Source organism: Streptomyces sp. NPDC001443, assembly GCF_053597355.1.
Map to the genome: position 1 here is coordinate 180,566 of NZ_JBSFIA010000006.1, position 18,605 is coordinate 199,170.

General features: G+C 72.7%; 19 protein-coding genes. 9 read left to right on the top strand and 10 right to left on the bottom strand.

All coding sequences use genetic code 11. The features are described from left to right. Nucleotides 1-45: 45 nt before the first annotated feature. Nucleotides 46-576 carry a gamma carbonic anhydrase family protein gene (locus tag ACWC24_RS09940; protein ID WP_450662327.1) on the top strand — a complete coding sequence of 177 codons (531 nt, stop codon included), beginning with the start codon at nt 46-48 and terminating at the stop codon, nt 574-576. Between the two features lie 57 nt (nt 577-633). Here the strand turns inward: ACWC24_RS09940 and ACWC24_RS09945 are convergent, their stop codons facing one another. Continuing rightward, nucleotides 634-1,284: a DedA family protein gene (locus ACWC24_RS09945; RefSeq protein ID WP_450662328.1), complete on the bottom strand. Its 651-nt coding sequence runs from the start codon at nt 1,282-1,284 to the stop codon at nt 634-636. Between the two features lie 94 nt (nt 1,285-1,378). Continuing rightward, the gene (locus ACWC24_RS09950; protein WP_450662395.1) at nt 1,379-1,816 is read right to left on the bottom strand and encodes a DUF4442 domain-containing protein; all 438 of its coding nucleotides are present in this window, start codon (nt 1,814-1,816) and stop codon (nt 1,379-1,381) included. A 134-nt stretch (nt 1,817-1,950) separates the two neighbouring features. On the opposite strand from ACWC24_RS09950, the gene ACWC24_RS09955 reads away from it, so the two are divergent. Then, nucleotides 1,951-2,985 (top strand): hypothetical protein, encoded by a 1,035-nt coding sequence (locus tag ACWC24_RS09955; protein WP_450662329.1) that lies wholly within the window; start codon nt 1,951-1,953, stop codon nt 2,983-2,985. Nucleotides 2,986-3,104: 119 nt separating this feature from the next. Here the strand turns inward: ACWC24_RS09955 and ACWC24_RS09960 are convergent, their stop codons facing one another. The 3 genes from ACWC24_RS09960 to tuf all read right to left on the bottom strand — a co-directional run bounded on the left by ACWC24_RS09960 (nt 3,105) and on the right by tuf (nt 6,424). Next, nucleotides 3,105-4,052 (bottom strand): MIP/aquaporin family protein, encoded by a 948-nt coding sequence (locus ACWC24_RS09960; protein WP_450662330.1) that lies wholly within the window; start codon nt 4,050-4,052, stop codon nt 3,105-3,107. A 235-nt stretch (nt 4,053-4,287) separates the two neighbouring features. Further along, nucleotides 4,288-5,133 carry a spermidine synthase gene (locus ACWC24_RS09965; RefSeq protein WP_450662331.1) on the bottom strand — a complete coding sequence of 282 codons (846 nt, stop codon included), beginning with the start codon at nt 5,131-5,133 and terminating at the stop codon, nt 4,288-4,290. 121 nt (nt 5,134-5,254) lie between these two features. Next, a complete protein-coding gene (gene tuf, locus ACWC24_RS09970) occupies nt 5,255-6,424 on the bottom strand; it encodes an elongation factor Tu (RefSeq protein ID WP_450662332.1) in 1,170 nt (389 codons plus the stop codon). Nucleotides 6,425-6,792: 368 nt separating this feature from the next. On the opposite strand from tuf, the gene ACWC24_RS09975 reads away from it, so the two are divergent. After that, nucleotides 6,793-7,566, top strand: coding sequence for a TVP38/TMEM64 family protein (locus ACWC24_RS09975; protein WP_450662333.1), 774 nt, complete (start codon nt 6,793-6,795; stop codon nt 7,564-7,566). 28 nt (nt 7,567-7,594) lie between these two features. Here the strand turns inward: ACWC24_RS09975 and ACWC24_RS09980 are convergent, their stop codons facing one another. The 4 genes from ACWC24_RS09980 to ACWC24_RS09995 all read right to left on the bottom strand — a co-directional run bounded on the left by ACWC24_RS09980 (nt 7,595) and on the right by ACWC24_RS09995 (nt 11,146). Next, nucleotides 7,595-8,143 (bottom strand): GNAT family N-acetyltransferase, encoded by a 549-nt coding sequence (locus ACWC24_RS09980; protein WP_450662334.1) that lies wholly within the window; start codon nt 8,141-8,143, stop codon nt 7,595-7,597. 86 nt (nt 8,144-8,229) lie between these two features. Beyond that, a complete protein-coding gene (locus ACWC24_RS09985) occupies nt 8,230-8,961 on the bottom strand; it encodes a cupin domain-containing protein (RefSeq protein WP_450662335.1) in 732 nt (243 codons plus the stop codon). After that, nucleotides 8,955-9,884 (bottom strand): DUF6807 domain-containing protein, encoded by a 930-nt coding sequence (locus tag ACWC24_RS09990; protein WP_450662336.1) that lies wholly within the window; start codon nt 9,882-9,884, stop codon nt 8,955-8,957. Before ACWC24_RS09990 ends, ACWC24_RS09985 begins: the two co-directional genes overlap by 7 nt. After that, the gene (locus tag ACWC24_RS09995) at nt 9,881-11,146 is read right to left on the bottom strand and encodes a Gfo/Idh/MocA family protein (RefSeq protein WP_450662337.1); all 1,266 of its coding nucleotides are present in this window, start codon (nt 11,144-11,146) and stop codon (nt 9,881-9,883) included. The genes ACWC24_RS09990 and ACWC24_RS09995 overlap by 4 nt, the downstream gene beginning before the upstream one ends. A gap of 334 nt (nt 11,147-11,480) precedes the next feature. Between ACWC24_RS09995 and ACWC24_RS10000 the strand changes: the two genes are divergently transcribed. The 6 genes from ACWC24_RS10000 (at nt 11,481) to lnt (ending at nt 17,691) form a co-directional block, all read left to right on the top strand. Next, nucleotides 11,481-12,356, top strand: coding sequence for an undecaprenyl-diphosphate phosphatase (locus tag ACWC24_RS10000; RefSeq protein WP_450662338.1), 876 nt, complete (start codon nt 11,481-11,483; stop codon nt 12,354-12,356). Nucleotides 12,357-12,616: 260 nt separating this feature from the next. Then, nucleotides 12,617-12,796 carry a hypothetical protein gene (locus ACWC24_RS10005; protein WP_450662339.1) on the top strand — a complete coding sequence of 60 codons (180 nt, stop codon included), beginning with the start codon at nt 12,617-12,619 and terminating at the stop codon, nt 12,794-12,796. 245 nt (nt 12,797-13,041) lie between these two features. Next, nucleotides 13,042-14,226 carry a PP2C family protein-serine/threonine phosphatase gene (locus ACWC24_RS10010; RefSeq protein ID WP_450662340.1) on the top strand — a complete coding sequence of 395 codons (1,185 nt, stop codon included), beginning with the start codon at nt 13,042-13,044 and terminating at the stop codon, nt 14,224-14,226. 84 nt (nt 14,227-14,310) lie between these two features. After that, nucleotides 14,311-15,369: a hypothetical protein gene (locus ACWC24_RS10015; RefSeq protein WP_450662341.1), complete on the top strand. Its 1,059-nt coding sequence runs from the start codon at nt 14,311-14,313 to the stop codon at nt 15,367-15,369. 57 nt (nt 15,370-15,426) lie between these two features. Continuing rightward, nucleotides 15,427-15,930: a nuclear transport factor 2 family protein gene (locus tag ACWC24_RS10020; RefSeq protein ID WP_450662342.1), complete on the top strand. Its 504-nt coding sequence runs from the start codon at nt 15,427-15,429 to the stop codon at nt 15,928-15,930. Nucleotides 15,931-16,116: 186 nt separating this feature from the next. Then, nucleotides 16,117-17,691, top strand: a complete 1,575-nt coding sequence (lnt, locus tag ACWC24_RS10025) for an apolipoprotein N-acyltransferase (protein WP_450662343.1) — start codon at nt 16,117-16,119, stop codon at nt 17,689-17,691. Here the strand turns inward: lnt and ACWC24_RS10030 are convergent. Then, the gene (locus tag ACWC24_RS10030) at nt 17,609-18,520 is read right to left on the bottom strand and encodes a Gfo/Idh/MocA family protein (protein ID WP_450662344.1); all 912 of its coding nucleotides are present in this window, start codon (nt 18,518-18,520) and stop codon (nt 17,609-17,611) included. The genes lnt and ACWC24_RS10030 overlap by 83 nt on opposite strands. Between the last annotated feature and the right edge of the window lie 85 nt (nt 18,521-18,605).

The following is an 18,605-nucleotide window of genomic DNA, read 5'->3' on the forward strand; positions in this document are numbered from 1 at the left end:
CGGTGGCGTACGGTGCCGGTGTACGACGGACACGAGGAGACGGCGATGACGCACAGCGCGCTGATCACAGGCATCGGCGGCAGGGAACCGAGGGTGGACGCGGAGGCTTTCACGGCCCCCACCTCCACGGTGATCGGCGACGTGACGCTGGGGGCCGGGGCGAGCGTCTGGTACGGGGCGGTGCTGCGCGGCGACGTGGAGCGGATCTCGGTCGGCGCGAGCAGCAACATCCAGGACAACTGCACCCTGCACGCCGACCCCGGCTTCCCGGTGACGGTGGGCGAGCGGGTCTCCGTCGGGCACAACGCCGTCGTGCACGGGGCGACGGTCGGCGACGACTGTCTGATCGGCATGGGGGCGACGGTGCTGAACGGTGCGGTGATCGGCGCCGGCTCGCTGGTCGCGGCGCAGGCCCTGGTACCGCAGGGCATGCAGGTGCCCCCGGGGTCCCTGGTCGCGGGCGTCCCCGCGAAGGTCCGGCGGGAGCTGACCGAGGAGGAGCGGCAGGGGATCACCCTGAACGGCACGATGTACGCGGAACTGGCCAAGGCCCACCGCGAGGTGCACGAGGGCTGAGCCGCGCGGCCGGCCCGCTGACGGCAGTCAGGTGACCACAGAGGCCGGTGCGGCCGCCTATTCGGCGGCCGGAACCGCCTCGCGCTCGTCCGCCGTCCGCTGCTGCGCCGTCTTCTTCGCCCGGCGCTTGAGCACCAGCACCGACGTCAGTCCGATGAGCACGGCCGCCGCCAGCCCCAGGTACGAGAACCGCTTCAGCCAGTCCTCGGCGACGAGCCCGACGTAGTAGACGACCGCGGTCGTGCCGCCCGCCCAGGCGATCCCGCCGAGCACGTTGGCGACGAGGAACTTCCAGTACGGCATCCGCAGCACGCCCGCGAGCGGGCCGGCGAAGATGCGCAGCAGGGCGACGAAGCGGCCGAAGAAGACGGCCCACATGCCCCACTTCTCGAAGGACCGCTCGGCGGTCGCGATGTGCGCCTCGCCGAAGTGCCGGGGGAACTTGTTGCCGAGCCAGGCCAGCAGCGGGCGTCCGCCCTTGCGGCCGATGGCGTAGCCGATGGAGTCGCCGATCACCGCGCCGGCGACCGCGCAGGCGCCGAGCACGACGGGGTTGACTCCCCCGTGCTGCGAGGACAGCAGGGCGGCCGACACCAGGACGATCTCCCCCGGCAGCGGGATGCCCAGGCTCTCCACTCCGATGACCAGGGCCACCACGGCGTAGACGGCACCGGCGGGCACCGTGTCGAGCCATTCCTGGACGTGCACCGCGGCTTCCTCCCGTTGTGTCCCGTGTCTCCCGGCGCGCGCCGAAAGGCGCGCACGCCGGGAAGCCTACCGGGTCACCCGAACGAGCCGGTGTTCAGCCGTTGGGACGCAGGGTCCACAGGACCGTCATCTCCGTGGTCACGGCACCGTCCTCGCGCTGGATGGCGACGGAGACGGGGAACTCCGGACGCCTGCCCTCGTCGAGCTCGGCGACGACCTCCGCGATCGGGCGGCCGAGCGTGGCCGTGGCCCGCACCGGGCCGAGCGCGATCTTCTTGAAGGCGATCTCGGCGTTGACCGGCAGCGGCACGGCACGGTCGAGCTGGTCGCCGAAGGCGGCCAGGACGATCGCGCCGCTGGCCGACTCACCGAGGGTGAACATCGCCCCGGCGTGCGGCCCGCCGACGTGGTTGCGGTACTCGCTCTGGTCCGGGAGGGCGAGGACGGCCCGCTCCGGGGTGGTCTCCAGGTACTCCAGGTTCAGGGTCCGAACCATGGGCACCGTGGCGGCGAGCATCTCGCCGATCGACATCTGGTCTGCGCTCATGAACCAGATGTTACCCACGAGTAGTCTTCGCTGGCCAGATCCGTGGCGGCACCATCGGTACGTGCCTGACAAAGGGCGGTGACCGATTCGTGTCCATGGCGGCACTAGGGTTGCTCGCCATGTGGCCAGGACAGCAGCCGCCCGGGGGCGAGCAGAACCCGCAGGGACAGAACCCGCAGGGACAGAACAACCCGTACCAGCAGCCGGGGTACCAAGCGCCGAATCCGTATCAGCAGCCCGGCTATCAGCAGCCCAACCCGTATGAGCAGCAGCCCCAGTGGGGCGCGTCCATACCCGCGGGCGCGCCCCGGCCGCAGCCGGGCGGCGGCGGTGGCGGCAACCGGACCAAGCTGGTCGCGATCCTGGCGGCGACGGCCGTGGTCGTGGCGGCGGGCGTCACCGGCTATCTGGTCCTGGGCAAGGACAAGGACGAGGTCGAGGTCTACGGCAAGGACAAGAAGCCGAGCACCTCCGCGTCCACGACGCCGAGCGACCCGAGTGCCACGGCGTCCGGCGCGGACGACAACCCGCGCGGCAACGAGACCGAGAAGCCGACGGTCGCGGGCTGGAAGGTCGTCGTGAACCCCAAGTGGGGCATCGCCTTCGACGTGCCGGCCGACTGGGAGGTCCAGTCCCCCGGCCTGAGCATCGGTTTCGAGGAGGACAACTCGGACGACGCCAAGCCGATCATCATCATGTCCGGGACGGCCGAGTACCAGTCGAAGTGGTGCACGTCCGACGACGACAAGGACGGCAGGACCGAGGACACCCCGCTGGCCGTGGTGGGCACCAAGGGCGGCGGCGGCGCCAAGAGCACCGACGAGGTGGCGGTCAACACCCCGGCGTGGTGGGTGTACGGCGGCTACACCCAGCCGGACAAGAAGTCGATCACGTTCGACAAGAAGGCCACGCCCTACACGACCGCCTCGGGCGTCAAGGGCAGTTACGCCTGGGCGCAGTCCGCCCACACGCCCCAGAAGGGCAAGTGCGCCACCGACGGCAAGGCGATCACGTTCGGCTTCAAGAACTCCGCCGACGACTTCGTCTCCTGGAACCTCTACGGGGCCACGGGCGTCGACAAGGAGGTCCCGAAGGCGACCGTCATGAAGATCCTCAGCACGGTCCGGCTGCACGGGGACCCGACCCGCAACTGACCGGCAAGGCCCGGCGGCGGTCCCGGTGTTCCAGGCACCCGGCCGACGGGTGACCTCACGGCGCCCGCCCGCGCCCGGGGTTCACCCGCCGGTCCGGGCAAGGCCGTCCGGTCGTACGGCTATTCGTCGTCCGGGATCCCCTCGTTGTGCGCGGGGCCGACCTCGAGTCCGGCGCCCTCCCTGGCGCGCAGATGCAGGACGTCACCGATGAACAGGTCGTACACCAGCACCCCGATCACCCCGCCGACCAGAGGGCCGACGATGGGAATCCAGAAGTAATTGCTGAACGACCCCGCCAATGTCCCAGGCATCGCCAGATCCTGCCACCCCGCGGCCCAGGTGAAAAGGCGGGGCCCGAGGTCACGGGCCGGATTGATGGCATATCCGGCGTTCGCCCCGTAGGACATGCCGATCGCCGCGACGACGAATCCGATGATCAGCGGACCCAGATTCGCTTTCACGGCGGTGTTGCGCAGATCGATGACGGCGACGATCAGCATCACCAGGAACGCCGTTCCCACGATCTGGTCGATCAGCGGCCCCCAGATTCCGCCGTGGAAATACGGCGCGGGGAAAGTCCCGAAGATGGAGAACGACGCGAGCGTGTGCCCGTTGGTCTTCGGGCCCTTCATGGCGGCGTCGAAGGTGTTGATCGCGTCGTGGTAGACCGCGTAGACGAGTGCGGCCCCCGTGAACGCGCCGATCAGTTGCGACAGCATGTACGGCGCGACCTTGACCCAGGCGAACTTGCGCCGCACCGCGAACGCCAGGGTCACCGCCGGATTGAGGTGTGCCCCGCTCACCCCGCCGGCCACGTACACCCCGAAGACGACCGCGAACGCCCAGCCCCAGGTGATCAGCAGCCAGTCCCCGGCTCCCCAGAAGAACGTCGTCGGCCCCGACGTACGGCCCGAACCCGGCAGCGCCGCGACCGTCATGGCCACCACGCCGCAGCCGAAGGCGATGAGGACGAGGGTCCCCAGGAACTCGGCCAGGCATTCGCCCCACAGGCCTTCCCGACGTCTGAGCCGGGAGGGCTTGATGAGCGGCGAGATCTCCGCAGCCATGGTTCCTCCAAGACCGTCGTCAAGACCGTCATCCGAGGCGCCGCAGCGCGCTGGATCCCCTCCCTCCGATGAAGGTCATACTACCGTCGGCAGGACTTCCGGGCGCGACGACGAAATATCCACACCCCGGCCCGGCAGCCGAATGCGACGGGAAATTCGGAGAGTGCCAACCCTGTTCCCCCACCTCCTTTTGCGCACCGCGGCGTTCTGTGCATTTCGTTTTTCCGCCCGTTGTTCAGCCGATGCCGAAAGCGCCGTCGGGGGGCACCGGCGAAGGTACGGCGTCCTCGTCCCGTACCGGGCGTGCGTCGCCCATGAAGTCGCGCAGCGCCGCCCCGTGCTCGACGCGCGCGGGGAAGGCGTCGGCGGCGGTCCGGCGGGCCAGGGCGGCGGTGTCGAGCGGGTGCCGCGCGGCGACGAGCACCGCGTTCCCGAAGCGGCGGCCGCGCAGCACGCCCGGTTCGGCGATCAGCGCGAGTTCCGGGAACACCGCCGCGAAGGTGGCGAGTTGGGAGCGCAGGAAGGCGAACGGAGCGGCGTCGGCGAGGTTGGCGAGGTAGACACCGCCGTCGCGCAGGACCCGCCCGGCCTCACGGGCGTAACCGAGGGAGGTGAGGTGCGCGGGGACGCGGGAGCCGCCGAAGACGTCGGCGACCAGGACGTCGGCCGAGTCGTCGGGGGCGGCCTCCAGCCAGCGGCGGGCGTCGGTGGCGTGCAGGGTGACGCCCGCGCCGTCCGGGAGCGGAAGATGCTCGGCGACCAGGTCCAGCAGGCCCCGGTCGGCCTCGACGACGTCCTGCCGGGATCCGGGCCTGGTCGCGGCCAGGTAGCGGGGCAGGGTGAGCGCGCCTCCGCCGAGGTGCAGCGCGTCCAGCGGAGCCCCGGCCCGGGTGACGGTGTCCAGGACGTGCCCGAGCCGGCGCGCGTACTCGAACTCCAGGTGCGTCGGCTCGTCCAGGTCGACGTACGACTGCGGAGCCCCGTCGACGGTCAGCAGCCAGGCCCGCTCCCGGTCGACGTCGGGCATCAGCTTGGCGAACCCGTGATCGACGGCTCGGCTTACGGGTATGGGCTCGTTCACCGTCCCATTGTGCCCGCGCGACCGGCCCCGCCCGGACCGCACCGGGGCGCCTGCCCGTACGGAGGCGCCCCGGACCCGGGCACGGGGACCGGGAGCGTCCCCGTGCCCGGGTGGCGCGCCGTCACTCGACGGCGGTCACGCTGCCCGCGCCGACCGTCCGGCCGCCCTCGCGGATGGCGAAGCCGAGCCCGGGCTCCAGCGGTACCTCGCGTCCCAGCTCGACGGTCATCGTGACCGTGTCGCCGGGGCGGGCGACCGCGACCTCGCCGAGGTCGACGTCGCCGACCACGTCCGCGGTACGGATGTAGAACTGCGGCCGGTAGCCGGTCGACACCGGGGTGGTGCGGCCGCCCTCGCGCCCCGACAGCACGTACACCCGCGCCGTGAAGCGACGCCGGGGCACGACGCTGCCGGGCGCCGCGACGACGTGCCCGCGCCGGACGGCGTCCCGTGGCACCCCGCGCAGCAGCAGCGCGACGTTGTCGCCCGCCTGCGCCTCGGCCATGGGCTTGCCGAAGGTTTCCACGCCGGTGACGACGCTCTCGACACCGGCGCCGAGCACCTCGACCCGGTCACCGACGTGGACCGTGCCGCGCTCGACGGCACCGGTGACCACCGTCCCGCGGCCGGTGATGGTGAGCACGTTCTCCACCGGCAGCAGGAACGGCGCGTCCACGTACCGCTCCGGCAGGGGCACATAGGTGTCCACCGCGTCGAGCAGCGCCTCGATCGACGCGGTCCAGCGCGGGTCGCCCTCCAGCGCCCCGAGTCCGGAGACCCGTACGACGGGCACGGCGTCGCCGCCGTAGCCCTGCGCGGTGAGCAGTTCGCGGACCTCCAGCTCGACCAGGTCGGCGAGCTCCTCGTCGGCCCGGTCGGCCATGGTCAGCGCGACGACCACATGGTCGACGCCCACCTGACGGGCGAGCAGCACGTGCTCGGCGGTCTGCGGCATGACGCTGTCGAGGGCGGAGACGACGAGGATCGCCCCGTCGAGCTGCGCGGCCCCGGTGACCATGTTCTTGACGTAGTCGGCGTGGCCCGGCATGTCCACGTGCGCGTAGTGCCGGGTGTCGGTCTCGTACTCGACGTGCGCGATGTTGATGGTGATGCCGCGGGCGGCCTCCTCCGGCGCCCGGTCGATGCGGTCGAACGGGACGAAGGTGCCGGTCCCGCGGTCGGCGAGGACCTTGGTGATGGCGGCGGTCAGGGTGGTCTTGCCGTGGTCGACGTGGCCCATCGTGCCGATGTTCAGATGCGGTTTGGTGCGCACGTATGCCGTCTTGGGCATGGCGGTACCTGGAAGCCTCTCAGTGGACCGAGCGAAGGTCCCGGCGCGGTGGGCGCGGCGGGACGGGGACCCCGAGGGACTGGCCGACCCTCCCCCTGCGGGGTCCGCCGGAATGTCCGGAGAGGGTCAGCTTCGGGCGCCGTCGACTGCTGCGACGAACACGGGAACGGCAGCCTTCGTGGCATCCGCGACCGCGGATGCTGCGAGGTGGAAGGCGTACCGGAACATGACGCCGATCCTCGCCGACGCGTCCCCGCACGTCGAATGGTTTTCCGGCCCGCGCCCGGTCTCGCCCGCACGCGCGCGTGGCGGCGTTCTTCTCCAGGGCCGTACGGCGATCACACGCGTCCGTCGGTTACTGTCACCGAATGCTCGATGCCACCACCCGCTCTGGGGGCACCGCCACGGCCACTCCCCGGGCCGCCGCCACGGAGCTCGCCCTCGCCGTGCCCCTGCCCACGCCCGTCGGCTTCACCACACGCTGCACGAGAGCGCTGCTCTCACCGTGGTCCCGGTTCGCCCTGCTCGTCGTGCTGCTCGCGGCGGCCGCGTCGAGCGTGCTGCTCTTCGAGCCGCAGAAGCTGCTGGCCCACGGCTGGCCACCGCACGCCGGGGGCGCCACCGCGGCCCTGGTGTTCGCGCTGGCGTACGGGCTGTGCACGGTGGCGTTCGTGCCCCGGCCGCTGCTGAACCTGGCGGCGGGCGCGCTGTTCGGCTCGCAGCTCGGTACCGCCTCGACGCTGGCGGGCACCGTGCTCGGCGCCGGGATCGCGTTCGGGCTGGGCCGGGCGCTCGGGCAGGGCGCGCTGCGTCCGCTGCTGCGGGGCCGCTGGCTGAAGGCGGCGGACGGCCAGCTCAGCCGGCACGGCTTCCGCTCGATGATGGCGGCCCGGCTGTTCCCGGGGGTGCCGTTCTGGGCGGCGAACTACTGCGCGGCCGTCTCCCGCATGGGCTGGCTGCCGTTCCTGCTCGCGACGGCGCTCGGCTCGGTTCCGAACACCGCCGCGTACGTCGTCGCGGGGGCCCGCGCCTCGGCGCCGACGTCCCCCGCGTTCCTCGTCGCGATGGCCGCCATCACCGTACCGACGCTGGCGGGCGCGGTGGTGGCCTGGCGCAAGCGCCACCACCTGCGGTCGAGCTGACGGCCCGTCCGTCACATAGCGCCCGGGATCACGGCGTCGGCGCGCCCGCCCGCCCCGCGGATCCTCCGGAGGGCGTGGCGGGCGCCGCGTAGCAGTGCACCCTCACCCGCCGGTCCGGCCCCCACAGCTGCTCCACCGTGGCCAGCCGCTCCCAGCCAAGCCGCTCGTACAGGGCGGCCGCGGCGGTGTCGGAGGCCACGACGTCGAGCACCGGGTGCAGCCCGTGCCGCCGGGCCTCCCGTACGGCCCGGCCGACGAGCAGGCCCCCGAGGCCGTGTCCCCGCGCTGCGGCCGCGACGAAGAGCCGGCCGAGGACGGCGGCCGACTCCACGGGCAGACCGGCGCGTTCGCTCCACACCACGGGGGCGAGGTCGCCCTCCGCGGCCCGGGACAGGCCGACATGCCCGGCCGGACGGCCCTCGACCTCGGCCACCCAGGCCCCGAGTGCGGACGCCGGGGTCAGCCATGTCGCGGGCCGTTCGGGCCAGTTCACGGGATAGCCGTCGCGGCGGTGGACCTCGGCGAGGAGCCGTACGCAGTCCGCCAGGTCGTCCTCGGTCCGGCCCCGGACCGTCACGACGGGCGACGCGACGGCCCGGCCCGCAGGCGCCCCGGCAGCCCCGCTCCCCGGCGGTCCGGCCTCACCTCCCTCGACCGGCCGGTTCACCCGTGGGCCTCCCGGAAGTCGTACACGTCCAGCCGTCCGCACATCCCGAACCTCCCGCGCTCCAAGGGCTGTTCGGATCGTACGACGGCCCCGCCGAGGTGGGACGGATCGCCCCGTTCCAGGCGGTCGAGCTGCTCCCCCGTCGCCTTCGCGGCGGCCTCGGCACCGCGCCGCCAGCGCTCGCGCCACTCGGCGATCCGCGGGCGCACCAGCGCGCAGGCGGCCTGATGGAAAGCGGCCAGCGCCTCGGGGCCTTCGGCGTCCCGCAGCGCCCGGTAGCCCGCCAGGGCGAGGTCCCGGCGGGCCCGGGCGATCCGCTCCCGCTCGGCCTCGGGCGCGTCGGCGGGGATCGTCGTGGCGGCGGCGTACGTGCCCGGGTCGGCCAGGTACGGCGGCGGCAGGGTGAGCACCGCGTCGCCCGCCTCCGGGAGCCCGCCGTTCTGCATCAGGACGGTGATGCGCAGGTCGCCCTCGTCGACCAGCCGGTGGATCGTGCCGGGCGTGAACCAGGCGACGGTGCCCGGCGTGAGCGGTGTGACCTCGTACCCGGAGGCGGTGAGCGTCTGCACCGCGCCCCGGCCGCCGGTGACCACGTACGCCTCCGAACAGGCCAGGTGCAGATGGGGTGTTCCGCCGCACACGCCGTCGGCCGCCGGCCAGTCGTACACCGACAGCCGCGACAGGCCGACCCCGCCCGGCGGTCCGGCGAACTGCGCCGGGCTCACCACGGGTGCGCCTTCAGATACCCGGCGATCTCCTCCCGCGCCCAGGCCCCGTCGGCCACCACGACCCGGTAGCGGCGGGCGAGGGTGGCACCGGGGGCGAGCGCGAGCTCGTCGTGGAAGGCCCAGGACGGGGCGACGGCGGCGAAGGGGTCGTTGCGCACGAACCAGTGGGCGGGGTGGGTGCCCAGGGCTCCGGCGTGGTCGTTCTCGGGAGCGTGCGCGAAGACCAGGGTCGCGTGGCCGTCCGCGCCGTCGTGCTCGCCGCGGAGCGCCAGCCAGGAGGACTGACTGCCCATCAGCTGCCGGCCCTCGCCGTCGGGTCCGAGGACGAGTCCGTCCCGGAAGGCGCGCGGGCCGCGCCAGAACAGCCCCGTGTAGCCCGCCATTTCGCGCCCGGCGGTGGTGGGGCTGCCGAACAGCAGCGGCTCCGCGCGCCGGTTGGTGACGGCGGTCGTCCAGGTCAGCGCCCAGGAGCCGGCCGCCGGGTCCACGTCGTGGATCTCCACGCGACGTCGCTCCTCGGCCCACAGCTCCCCGCCGTACGGGTGCCAGGTGAGGCGTTCGGCGATGACGGCGCGTCCGCCGTCGGCGGCGACCTCGTCGAAGGCGACGTGCGCCATCGAGCCGACCCGCTCGGGGAGTTCGAGATACCCCTGGCCGTGGACGTAGGTGTTGCCGCCCCACAGGTTGGCTCCGGACAGATGGGAGGCCGTGAGCGACAGGCCCTTGTGCCAGCGGTGGTCGTTGGGCCGGTAGCCGGTGACGACGTCCCCGGCCAGGGTGCGCAGCGGGTGGATGTACGGCTTGGGCGCCTCCCAGGCCGCTTCCGGCCGGTAGACGTAGGCGAGCAGTTCGACGCCGGTGGCGGTCTCGGTCACCGTGATGCGATCACCGTGCGTGTGCACGACGCGCAGTCCGGTCGTCATGCGGACACCTCCTCGCCCGCGGGGACCCCGGGGGCGGCGGTCGCGGGTGCCCAGCCGGGCACGCCCCCGTGCAGGGCCGTGTAGAACGGGTCTCCCGGCCCGATCTCGCCCCGCCGCACCGTGACGTCGGTGAACGCCGACTTGTACAGCGCGCTGATCAGCTCCAGGCTCGTGCGCGCCTCCTCGCCGCTGCTGCGCGGCCGCTGCCCGGCCCGCATGCTCGCCACCAGTTCACGGAGCTGTTCCAGGTGCGAACTGGGCACGTCCGCGCCGAAGTCCCGCCAGGCGGCGGCCTCGTCCTGCGGCACGTGCGCCGCCGGGGTCACGCGCCAGTTCGCGTTGCCGTGTCCGTAGAGGTGGGTGAGCTCTACGGTGGCGTGCTCGCAGTCGATCCGGATGCGGCTGACCTCGTCGGGGCTGAGGACGCTGTTGACGACGGTCGCCAGGGCCCCGTTCTCGAAGCGGACCAGCGCCGTGGAGACGTCCTCCGTCTCCACGGCGTGCACCAGCCGCCCGGCCATGGCCCGCACCTCGCTCCACGGTCCCAGCAGATCGAGCAGCAGGTCCATCTGGTGGATCCCGTGCCCCATGGCCGGGCCGCCGCCCTCGGTGCCCCAGCGGCCCCGCCAGGGCACGGCGTAGTAGGCGGCGTCGCGGTACCAGGTGGTCTGGCAGTGCGCCACGAGCGGCCGCCCCATGGCCCGCTCGGCGAGCAGCCGACGGACATGGCGGGAGCCGGAGCCGAAGCGGTGCTGGAAGACGATGGAGGCGTACGGCCCGCCCCCGTCGCCCGCCGCGGCCTCGACCGCGTCGAAATCGGCGAGCGTGGGCACCGGCGGCTTCTCGCACCACACCCACGCCCCGGCGCGCAGCGCGGCCACCGTCTGCTCACGGTGCAGGGTGGGCGGGGTGCAGACGGTGACCAGGTCGGGCCGCTGCTCCCGCAGCATCCGGTCCAGGTCGGTGTAGGCGTGCGGGATCCCGCCCGAGGCGCAGAACTCGCGGACGGCACCGGGGTCGATGTCGACGGCGGCGACGACCTCCGTCCGGCCCTCCTCGGCGAGCCGGGCGAGCGCGGGCAGATGACTTCCGCGCGCGATCGCGCCGGTGCCGACGACGGCGGCGCGGACAGGACGGCCGTCGAGCGGGGCGAAGCCGGCCCGGGACGTCGCGGGCCGGGCGGCGGATACGGGCGCGGGTGTCCCGGGGCGGGCGGCGGATGGCGACGCGGGCGTCCCGGGCCGGGCGGCAGGCGTGGGCATGGGTGTGATCAGCACTCCTCCGAAGCGGCGGACAGGACGGCGGGCACGGCGGTGACCCTGGCGGTGGACACGGCCGCGCGCTCGACGGTAAGCGCTTTCCCCTCTGGCAACGTATGCGGCGGCGCCGCGGCCGGTCAACACCCCGAAGCGGCCGCTCACCGGCTGTGTTCGAAACCCCTGTGACGGGCCTGTCACCCGGGGACGCTACGCTGCATCACGGCGCACGTGATCAACGCGCGCGACGGAACGCGTGTCCGTGCCCCCGCACGGCGGACCGGGCGGACCCGGCGGACCCTCGCCCCTTCCCGCATCGGCACTTGGACTTCCTCACTTCATGTCTTGGTTCGAATCCCTCGTCCTCGGCCTCGTCCAGGGGCTGACCGAGTTCCTCCCCGTGTCCTCCAGCGCGCACCTGCGGCTCACCGCCGCCTTCTCGGGCTGGAAGGACCCGGGAGCGGCCTTCACCGCGATCACCCAGATCGGCACCGAGGCCGCCGTGCTGATCTACTTCCGCAAGGACATCGGCAGGATCCTTTCCGCGTGGTGCCGCTCGCTCTTCGACAAGGCGATGCGCAGCGACCACGACGCGCAGATGGGGTGGCTGGTGATCGTCGGCTCGATCCCGATCGGCGTGCTCGGCCTGACGCTCAAGGACCAGATCGAGGGACCGTTCCGCGATCTGCGGGTGACGGCGACCATGCTGATCGTCGTCGGCATCGTCATAGGCATCGCCGACCGCCTCGCGGACCGCGACGAGAAGGGCGGCCGGCACCGTGCGCCCAAGCAGCGCAAGGGGCTTGAGAACCTCGGCGTGAAGGACGGCCTGATCTACGGCTTCTGCCAGGCCTGCGCCCTCGTGCCCGGCGTCTCCCGGTCCGGCGCCACCATCAGCGGCGGCCTGTTCATGGGCTACAAGCGCGAGGCGGCGGCCCGTTACTCCTTCCTGCTCGCCATGCCGGCGGTACTCGCCTCCGGCCTCTTCGAGACCAAGGACGCGCTGGAGAGCGACCATGTGCTGTGGGGGCCGACGCTGTTCGCGACGGTGATCGCGTTCGCGTCCGGCTACGCCGTCATCGCATGGTTCATGAAGTTCATCTCCACCAAGTCCTTCATGCCGTTCGTCTACTACCGCGTCGCCCTCGGCATCGTCGTCATCGGCCTGGTGGCCGCGGGCGTGCTGAGCCCGCACGCGGCGGAGTCCGCGGGCTGAGCCCCGCGCACGACGGCGCCCGCGCGACACCAACAGGGCTCTCCCTTGCCGGAATTCACGGAGGGGGAGCCCTCGACCGACCGCCATGTCCGGCCCGTCCGCTGCCGCACCACGCGAACTCCCGGTCCGCGCACGGCCGTTCCACCCCGGCCGCCCCGCCGCCGTCACGCGCCGGCGATCCCGCGCTCGTGACCTACGGCATACGATCTGTGTAGTGACCCGGTAGCGCACTGTCAGTGCTTGCCCCTAGGCTGACCCCCATGTCCCCCGAATCCGTGACCCCTGGTTCCGTGCGTGACGCCGCCGAGGTGAACGAGCAGATCCGGGCGCTCTGGATGCGCACCGGCGGCTCGCTGTCGACCCAGGAGCGGACGGAGTACGAGCTGCTGGTGGTCGAGTGGGCCGCGGCGATCCGCGGCGAGGTAGTGAAGGCGGCCTGAGCCGCACCACCCCCGCTCTCCGTCCGGCGGCACCTGGGGAGGTCGCCGCCGGACGGACATCTCCTTCCGGGTCCACGCGCACGCGCCACTCGCCCCCCGATCGCCGCTTCCGGCCCCCGCGGTCCGCGCTCCCGGCCCCCCGACCGCCACTCCCGGCCCCGGGATCCCTCCTCCCGACACCCTCGATCGCCACTCCGGTCTCCCCAATGCGCGGCGATATTTCAACCAGAGCGCAAAATGGACATATGGGTCTTCGGCGCGCCTCGGTGGACCACCTCCTCGAGCAGCCACTGAGCCGTGGACTGGTGGCGATTCCACTCGGACTGATCGTGGCGATCACCGTGGTGGACCTCCAGGTCCCCCAGGACGTCCACCTGGGCCCCCTGCTCGTCGTCGCCCCCGCGCTCACCGCCTCGCTGGGCGGCACCGCCATGACCGCGCTGGCCGGGACCCTGGCCATCACGGCCCAGGCGCTGATCGCCGTGTTCCACGGCGGACTGACCACACCCAACCATCTGGCGCAGATCACCGCCCTGACCCTGCTCTCCGGACTCACGGTCTTCCTGCGCCACATCCAGGAGCGCAGGGAGCGATCACTGGGCCTGGCCCGGTCCGTGGCCGAGACGGCACAGCGCGTACTGCTAAGACCACCGCCGCGGCGGGTCGGCCCGCTGCGGGTGGCCTGGCTGTACCTGTCCGCCGAGGACGAGACGCAGATCGGGGGCGATCTCTTCGCCGTCGCCCGGGCCGACCGGCCCGCCACCCGTGTGATCATCGGTGACGTCCGGGGCAAGGGCCTCGGCGCCATCGCCGAGGCCTCCCTGGTCCTGGGAGCGTTCCGCGAGGGCGCGCACCGGTACGGCCCCCTGCCCGAACTGGCCGCCGCGGTCGAGGACAGCGTCCACCGGAACCTGGCGGAGGTGGTGGACACCGAGCAGGAACTCGGCGAGCACTTCATCACCGCGCTCATGCTCGACATCCCCGACGACACCGCACAGGCCGAGTTGATCAACTTCGGCCATCCGGCTCCGCTGCGGGTACGCGGCCGGCAGGTCACCGCCCTGTCCGTCCGGCACCCCGTACCGCCGCTGGGCCTGTGCGAACCCGCCGCCGGTTCGCCCCGCTCCGCCGAGACCTTCACCGTCGAGGGCGGTGACCTGCTCGTGCTCTACACGGACGGGGTCGTCGAGGCCCGGTCGCCGGGCGGGGCCTTCTATCCGCTCGCCGAACGGATCACCTCGTTCCTGCCCGTCAACGGCCCCGACACCCTGTTGCGGCACATCCACCACGACCTGCTCCGCCACGTCGGAGGCAGTCCCGGCGACGACGTCGCCGTACTGGTGATCGAGCGCACCCGCTCCCGGCACTTCCCCCGGCCGCAGCCGGCCGCCCACCTCGACGGTCACCCCGACCGGCCGGCCGGGTCCTGACCGGGCACCGCACCGCCGACCCGGCCGGGCCGTGTCGCCCTGTCCGCCCATCAAGCCGTCCATTAAGGTCACATCACCACAAAGGTGACGATCGCTACGGAGGACAGAACGGCGGAGATCAATCGCGAGCGCGTCACCAGGACCCTGACGTTCTGGCTGCGCCCCTCCTTCGCGCTGCGCGTCGTCAACAGGTTCCAGAAGATCGTGGGCTTCGACCGCGCGATGGCCCTGGCCTCCAGCGCGCTCACCGCGGTCATCCCGCTCGCGATCCTGACCAGCGCCGTGCTGAACAGTGCCACGGACTACGACGCCGCGGAACGGATCATCAGCCGCTACGGCCTCACCGGAGCGGGCGCCACCTCCGTCCGGTCGCTCTTCACCCCCGCCGAGGACGACGTCACGAGCGCGGGCGTCTTCGGGGTGGTGTTCCTGACGATCTCCGCGCTGAGCTTCGCACGGGCCTCGCAGCGGCTGTTCGAACAGACCTGGCAGCTCAAGCCGCTCAGTGTCCGCAACACACGCAACGGCCTGTGGTGGATCATCTCGCTGGGCGTCTACATGGCCGTCACCGGATGGCTGCACGCGGTCCTCGGCGGCGGACGTCTGGAACTGACGGCGGCGGTGTCCGAGGTGCCGCTGACCGCCGCCTTCCTCCTGTGGAGCGGCCGGCTGCTGTCCGCGAAGCGGATCGGCTGGGCGGACCTGCTGCCCTTCGTGACCACCGCGGCCGTCCTGACGGCCGTCTACTCGGTGGGCGCGGCCGTGTATCTGCCGCGCCTGTTCAACTCCTACGCCTCGCGCTACGGGGCCATCGGCGCCGTCTTCGCGATGATCTCCGCGCTCTTCGCCGCCATGCTCGTCATCGTCGGGTCGGCGGCGGTGGGCCGCGAGGTGCGCGACGAGCTCGTCCGGATCAAGCACGGCCACCGCCCCTCGGACAACGAGGTCCGCCGCCAGTGGGACCTCGTGGTCGAGCAGGCCCGCTCCCGCTGGCACACCGCGCGCGAACAGGTCTCACGTCGGCGGTCCAAGGAACCGGAGAAGGACCCGGAGAAGGAGCTGAAGGAGCCGGAGAAGGATCCGGAACACGGCCCGGAGAGCAGCCCGGAGAACGGCCCGGAGAACAGCCCGGAGAACACCTGACCCGAATGTCGCCGCACGCCCCTTGGCGCGGCCCGCGCCATGCCCAACACTGAGCCGATGACGCAGCGTGTGGAGCTCGCGACCGTGATGGACCGGCTGGCGGTGGACGGACTGGTCACCGACTACGCGGTGGCGGTGGACGACGGCGACTGGGCGGCCTACCGGGGCCTGTTCACCCCGGACGGGCGCGCCGACTACCGCTCGGCCGGCGGGATCGAGGGCGACGCCCGCACGGTGGCCGGCTGGCTCGCCGACAGCATGCGGCTCTTCGCCATGCGGCAGCATCTGATCGTCAACCGCCGGGTGCGCTTCGGGATCCTGGAGCAGGACACCGGGGACACCGCCCGCGTCCAGGCCGACTACCTCAACCCCATGCGCTTCGCCGGTCCCGGCGGCGACGGCTCCGCGGCGGCACCGGACTTCGTGTGCGGCGGCCGCTACGCCTTCACGCTGCTGCGGACGTACGACGGCTGGCGGCTGCGCGAGGTGGTCGTCGAGGAGAAGTGGCGCCGCGTCCCCGGCCCGTCGGCCGGCCCCGCCCACCGTGCCCCGGCCGACTGAGCCGAGGCACCCTGTCGCACCCCCCACCCCGGCGCGCACACTGGAACCGTCCCCGGAGACGGAGCGGGAGTGAGTCCTGTTGCCAGAACCCGAGCTGGTCCCAATGCACCGGCCGGCCGGTGCCGGCACCGGCCCCGAGCCGCGTAAAGAGCTGCCGACCTCCCGGACCGGAGCGGGAGGGCGGCGATGAGGAGGCCCGAGCGGTGGCTCGTCTCCCCCTGGCGCCGTGGGACTCTCGCGGCACTCGCCGGGGCGCTGCCCGTGCTCGCGTTCCCCGCCCCCTCCCTGTGGTGGTTCGCGTACGCCGCCCTGGTCCCGTGGATCCTGCTGGCGCGGGCCGCGCCGAGCGGGCGGCGCGCGGCGTACGACGGCTGGTGCGGCGGTTTCGGGTTCCTGCTGGCCATGCACCACTGGCTGCTGCCGAACCTGCATGTGTTCCTGCTGGTCATCGCGGCTCTGCTGGGCGCGCTGTGGGCGCCGTGGGCCTGGCTGGTGCGCCGGTTCCTGGCCGGGGTGCCCTCGGGCGGCCGGGTCCTGGCCGCCCTGGTCGTGCTGCCCTCGGGCTGGCTGGCGATCGAGCTGGTGCGCTCCTGGCAGGGCCTCGGCGGGCCATGGGGCATGCTCGGCGCCAGCCAGTGGCAGGTGACGGCGGCCCTGCGGCTGGCGTCGGTCGGCGGGGTGTGGCTGCTCAGCTTCCTGGTGGTGGCCGTGAACGTCGCGTTCGCCGTCCTCACCGCGGTCCCGCGGGCCCGGATACCGGCCGTGGCCGCTCTCGTCGCGACGGCCGCGACCGCCTCGGCCGCCTGGGTGTGGTCACCGCGCCCCGAGACGGACTCGCGCGTGCGGATCGCCGTCGTCCAGCCCGGGGTGGTCGGCGGCCCCGACAGCGGCGACCGCCGTTTCGCCCGGGAGGAACAGCTGACGCGCGAACTGGCCGGCCGGCACGTCGATCTGATCGTCTGGGGCGAGAGCAGTGTCGGCTTCGACCTCGGCCACCGCCCCGATCTGGCCCGGCGGGTCGCCGCGCTCTCCCGGGAGACCGGAGCGGACATCCTGGTCAACGTGGACGCGCGCCGCTCCGACCGGCCCGGCATCTACAAGAGTTCGATCCTGGTGGGCCCGGACGGCCCGACCGGCGACCGCTACGACAAGATGCGGCTCGTCCCCTTCGGCGAGTACGTCCCGGCCCGGTCCCTGCTCGGCTGGGCGACCTCGGTCGGCAGGGCGGCCGGCGAGGACCGCAGGCGCGGCACCGAGCAGGTGGTGATGAACGCCGGGCACGGGCTGCGCATCGGCCCGCTGGTCTGCTTCGAGACCGCGTTCCCCGACATGACCCGGCACCTGGCCGAGGACGGCGCCGACGTCCTGGTCGGCCAGTCCTCGACCTCGACGTTCCAGCGGAGCTGGGCTCCCGAGCAGCACGCCTCGCTGGCGGCGCTGCGCGCGGCGGAGACCGGCCGGCCGATGGTGCACGCCACGCTGACCGGGGTCTCCGCCGTGTACGGGCCGAGCGGGGAACGGATCGGTCCGTGGCTGGGGACGGACACGAGCGCGGCGCGGGTGTACGAGGTGCCGCTCGCCACCGGCGTCACCCCGTACGTCCGGTTCGGCGACTGGCCGGCCCAGGTGTCGCTGCTGGTGCTGGCGGCGCTGTGCCTGACCGAGGGCGCTCGGGCGGTCAGACTGCGCCGGGGCTCTCCTGTACCGCACGCACCACGCGTTCGCACAGCTCATGAGTCGCCAGCGCATCCCGGGCACTGAGCACCCTGCCCGCCCGTACCGCGTCGAGAAAGGCCAGTACGGCCTGCTCGATGCCACGCTGCCGGGCCACCGGCACCCAGTCGCCGCGGCGGCGCAGGGTGGGCTGGCCCCGGTGGTCGACGGTCTCGGCGAGGTTGATCACCTGCCGCTTGGAGTCCTGGCCGGAGACCTCCAGGATCTCCTCGGCGGAGCCGCTGAGCCGGTTCATCACGCCCAGCGCGGTGAAGCCGTCCCCGGCGAGCTGGAGCACGACGTGGTGCAGCAGACCGTCGCGTACGCGGGCCCGCACGCTCACGTCGTCGACCGTGCCGGGTACCAGGAAGCGCAGGGTGTCCACGACGTGGATGAAGTCGTCGAGGATCATCGTGCGAGGCTTCTCCGGCAGCCCGATGCGGTTCTTCTGCATCAGGATGAGCTCCCGCGGGTGCTCCGCGCACTGGGTGTAGCCCGGGGCGTGACGCCGGTTGAAGCCGACGGCGAGTGACACCCCGTGCTGCTCGGCGAGCGCCACTAGCCGCTCGGAGTCGGCGAGTTCGTAGGCGAGCGGCTTGTCGACGTACGTCGGTACGCCCGCTTCGAGCAGCCGGGCGACGATCTCGGGGTGCGCGGTGGTGGGCGCGTGCACGAACGCGGCGTCGAGGCCCTGGGCGAGCAGTGACTCGAGGTCCCGGTGGCGCTGGGCGCCGGGCACCCGAAGACTGTCGCCGACCCGGTCGAGGGTGGCGGGGGTCCGGGTCTGAAGGTGCAGTTCGATCCCGGGCTGGACCCCGAGCACCGGCAGATAGGCCTTCTGCGCGATGTCACCGAGTCCGATGCAGCCGACCTTCACGGGGGCTCCTTCTCTGCTTGTCCGCGCCTGCCTGCACGGCAGCATACGCAGGGCCCGGTCGAAAACCCCTGGTGGATCGGGACGG